Raw genomic sequence first — 4189 nt, forward strand, 5'->3', positions numbered from 1 at the left:
CAAAAACACACGCCATACTGGATTACCTTATGGGGATATTCCTCATAAGCGTCCCATGGCTGCTAGGATTTGCAGATAACAGCGCTGCAACAGTTTTACCAGTTATACTGGGTGCATCTACATTGGCTTACAGTCTCCTTACGGATTACGAATATGCTTTGGCTCCGGCTTTTTCTTTTCAGGGACATCTTCTTCTTGATTTGATGTCTGCCATCCTTCTCACGGTATCACCTTGGTTGTTTGGCTTTTATGAAAAGGTACATTGGCCTCATATCATCTTAGGAATAGTTGAACTTATCGCTATACTTATTACCAGAAAAGCACCTCCGGAAACTCATTTTCCAATGAAAACATATTAAACATCTACACATTTTAAACTTCTAAGCTTTACTGAACATCAGTGAAGCTTTTATCTTCCCTCATTAGCATTTATTGGTTTTATGAAATACATAATTCAAAAATATCCGCTGTAAGGCAAGTTTTTAATATCTTTATGCTTTAATAACAACTATATTTATGAAGAATATTTCATCGGTATTATTAATTTCTGCCTTGGCGTTCAATCAATCTTGTACTACAATGAAACAGACCGATACACAACAGGAACTTCCTGCTCCTGATCCATCTTTATCTTCAAACCCTTTTATGAAGAAGAGTAAGCTTCAGTACGAAGCTCCGGAGTTTGACAAAATTAAAAATGAACATTTTAAACCGGCCTTTGATTTCGGATTGAAACAACATGCTGCTGAAATTGAAAAAATTGCCAATAATCCTGCTTCCCCTACTTTTGAAAATACCATTGTTGCATTGGAAAAAAGCGGTGAAGTGCTGAGAAGAGCACAGATTGTGTTCTCTAACCTTACCAGCGCGAATACCAATCCTACTTTACAGGCTTTAGATGAAGAATATGCTCCAATTTTTGCAGCACACTCTGATAAAATGTTCCTGAATGAAAATCTTTATAAAAGAATCAAGTCAATCAAAGAAGATGGACTTGACTCTGAGAGCAAGAGATTGGTACAGTATTATAAGCAAAACTTTGAGATTGCGGGAGCTAATCTTTCTGCGGCAGATAAGGAAACTTTGAAGCAGATCAACCAGGAACTGGCTTCACTTTCCACTCAATATGCCAATAAATTATTGGAAGCAAGAAAGCAAGGTGGTGTATTCTTTTCTGATGCAAAGGAACTGGACGGGCTTTCTGCTGATGAAATTGCTGCAGCTGCGGCTGATGCCAAAACAGCAGGACAACCTGGAAAATATCTTCTTGCCCTACAGAACACGACCCAGCAACCTCTTTTACAAAACCTGAAAAACAGAGCTACCAGAGAAAAGCTATTCAAAGCTTCATGGACAAGAGCTGAAAAGGGTGATGCTAACGATACGAGAGAAACCATTGAAAAACTGGCTAAAATCAGATTGAAGAAAGCTCAGATTCTTGGTAAAAAGAATTTCGCAGAATGGAAACTTCAGGATCAGATGGCGAAAACTCCGGAAGCAGCTACTAAACTGATGAACCAGGTTGCTACACCAGCTGTAGAAACAGCAAGACGTGAGGCTAAAGATATTCAGGACCTTATCGATCAGCAAAAAGGTGGTTTCAAAGTAGAGCCTTGGGACTGGAATTTCTATGCTGAACAAGTAAGAAAAGCGAAATTTGATCTTGACGAAAGTGAAATTAAACCTTATTTTGAAATCACAACGGTTTTAGAAAAAGGAGTTTTCTTCGCAGCTGAAAAATTCTACGGACTGACTTTCAAAAAGAGAACTAATCTTCCTGTTTATCATCCGGATGTAGTAACGTATGAAGTTTTCGATCATGACGGAAAGTCTATCGCAATCTATTATCTGGATTTCTATACAAGAGATTCTAAAAATGGAGGGGCATGGATGAGCAACTTTGTAGAACAGTCTTATCTGATGGGAACAAAACCTGTAATTGTAAACTGCTACAATTATCAGAAACCTGCTCCTGGCAAACCTTCGTTAATCAGCTTTGATGATGTTTCAACTATTTTCCATGAGTTTGGACACTCTATCCACGGAATGTTTGCAAGCCAGAAATATCCATCGCTTTCAGGAACCAACGTACCAAGGGACTTTGTGGAATTCCCTTCTCAAATCAACGAACACTGGGCATTGGATCCGACAGTTATAAAGAACTATGCTGTTCATTATGAAACAAAGCAGCCTATTCCTCAGGAATTGGTAGATAAAATTAAAAAGGCTGCTACTTTCAATCAAGGATATATGACTACAGAATTGATTTCTGCAGCAGCTTTAGATATGGATTGGCATTCTGTAACCAATGAAAGCCAGTTTATTCCGGTTTTAGATTTTGAAAAACAATCTTTAACGAATCACGGATTTACTTTAGCAACAGTTCCACCAAGATACCATACCCCTTATTTTGCACACATCTGGGGTGGTGGATATTCAGCTGGATATTATGCTTATCTGTGGTCTGAAACGCTGGATAACGACGCATGGGAATGGATCAGCAAAAACGGTGGATTAACCAGAGAAAACGGTGACCGTTTCAGAAAATATATTCTTTCTGTAGGAAATTCTGTAGACCTTAACCAGGCATTCAGAGATTTCACAGGACATGATCCGGATATTAAACCTTTATTAAGAAACAGAGGGTTTATTAAATAATATAATTGAAGCATTCTTTTAAGAGTGCTTCTTTTTTTTGATTGAAACCTAAAACTATTCTCAAATTTGTATATAAAAATTGAAAGATAAGTTTTGGCTAAAGCCAATGGATGGATTGTATTATTTTAGAACAGATATTTATTATACTTTTGCAGCTTACAACTTTAAATAAACAAGATGAATTGTCCCTGCTGTTCAGGAAAGTCCTACGAAGAATGCTGCAAACCTTATCATACAGGAGAAAAACATGCTCCCACCGCTGAAGCACTGATGCGTTCCCGATTTTCAGCCTTCGCCATTCCGAATGGTGAATATTTAATGGAAACTACCCTTCCGGGAAAACGAAAGTTCCACAACAAGCGGGATCTACAGGAATGGGGAGAAATCAATGAATGGACAAAACTGGAAATAGTTCAGACTCCTGCTTTAAACCATGTAGAATTTAAGGCTTACTATACAGACCAGGATGGCCATCCTCAAATCCATCACGAATTTTCTGTTTTCCAGAAGATGCATGAGCGTTGGTATTATGTTTCAGGTGAATTTTTAGACTAATACTATGAAGAATAATTTTATTTATACCCTGCTGCTTTTACTGTGTAGCTTTGGATTTTTTAATGCTCAGACTGCTGAAGATAAAAAAGAAGTTTCTGTAGCTGTAACCGATATTTTAAAAGGTTTCCAAACCAAGAATGGTGATCTCATGAATAAGTATGTGAACGAAACCTACGGTGTTGGTGTTCTTTTTACAAGTAGCAGTGATCTGGGATTTGTTTCCAATGAGGATGTTGATTTCAGTATGCCATTAGGATATATTAAAAAGGCATGGAATATCAGAAATCAGTTTCCCATAGAGTTTGATACTGCTTTTGAATATGACTTGAAAAACAAAAAGTGGAAAAAAGAAGGATTATCTGTTCAGTTTAATTCTAATGTAGTGAATGATTATGCCGATAAGTTTTCAGAACTATACGCTGTAAAGGATCAGCCCATTTTTAAGATCAATTCTGATCCTAAAAATGTAGTTTTTATAACGCTTGCTGAAAATAGTAAGGAAAATGCTCCTGTTAACGGATTTCGATTTGTTATGACAAAGATTGATGGCAAGTGGTTCCTGACATTTATTGATGTAACGGAGTATGATGCGGAGTAAAAGTGTGGGATAAATCACCCCTTCAATTCTTCGATTTGACATCCCTTCAGCGGAGGGGAATACTAAGCACTATTTGACTATTATCATATAACTTACAAAAAATACCTCTCAGAAAACGCTGTGAGGTATTATTATGTTATCTCAGACTAGAATCTAAAAATCCGATCAAAAAAAATGTCCGAAAAAATCGGACATTATATTATTTTTTAGTGAGCATCAGTCCCGTCAATTCCGTGAGCGTGACCGTGTGATAATTCTTCTTCTGTTGCAGGACGAGTGTTTAAAACTTCTACCTGGAAATCTAACACTTTACCAGCCATTGGGTGGTTAAGGTCTGCTACTACAGCTTCCGGAGTTACTTCAACTACAAAAGCCTGG

The 4189-nt window shown here is 37.4% G+C and carries 4 protein-coding genes; all 4 read left to right on the forward strand.

Going from position 1 to position 4189, the window contains the following annotated elements; translation table 11 throughout:
* A partial coding sequence (locus tag BBH99_RS10125) for an SPW repeat domain-containing protein (RefSeq protein ID WP_123873114.1) occupies positions 1-359 on the forward strand: 359 nt, incomplete at its 5' end.
* 157 nt (positions 360-516) lie between these two features.
* The gene (locus tag BBH99_RS10130) at positions 517-2658 is read left to right on the forward strand and encodes a M3 family metallopeptidase (RefSeq protein ID WP_066695177.1); all 2142 of its coding nucleotides are present in this window, start codon (positions 517-519) and stop codon (positions 2656-2658) included.
* A gap of 177 nt (positions 2659-2835) precedes the next feature.
* Positions 2836-3213 (forward strand): YchJ family protein, encoded by a 378-nt coding sequence (locus tag BBH99_RS10135; protein WP_066695180.1) that lies wholly within the window; start codon positions 2836-2838, stop codon positions 3211-3213.
* A gap of 4 nt (positions 3214-3217) precedes the next feature.
* The gene (locus tag BBH99_RS10140) at positions 3218-3811 is read left to right on the forward strand and encodes a hypothetical protein (protein WP_066695182.1); all 594 of its coding nucleotides are present in this window, start codon (positions 3218-3220) and stop codon (positions 3809-3811) included.
* The last annotated feature ends 378 nt before the right edge of the window (positions 3812-4189 follow it).

This window comes from Chryseobacterium contaminans (assembly GCF_001684955.1).
GTDB lineage: Bacteria > Bacteroidota > Bacteroidia > Flavobacteriales > Weeksellaceae > Chryseobacterium > Chryseobacterium contaminans.

Coding starts and splice junctions, on each gene's coding strand:
- BBH99_RS10130 (WP_066695177.1), top strand. CDS start 517: ATGAAGAATATTTCATCGGTATTATTAATTTCTGCCTTGGCGTTCAAT.
- BBH99_RS10135 (WP_066695180.1), top strand. CDS start 2,836: ATGAATTGTCCCTGCTGTTCAGGAAAGTCCTACGAAGAATGCTGCAAA.
- BBH99_RS10140 (WP_066695182.1), top strand. CDS start 3,218: ATGAAGAATAATTTTATTTATACCCTGCTGCTTTTACTGTGTAGCTTT.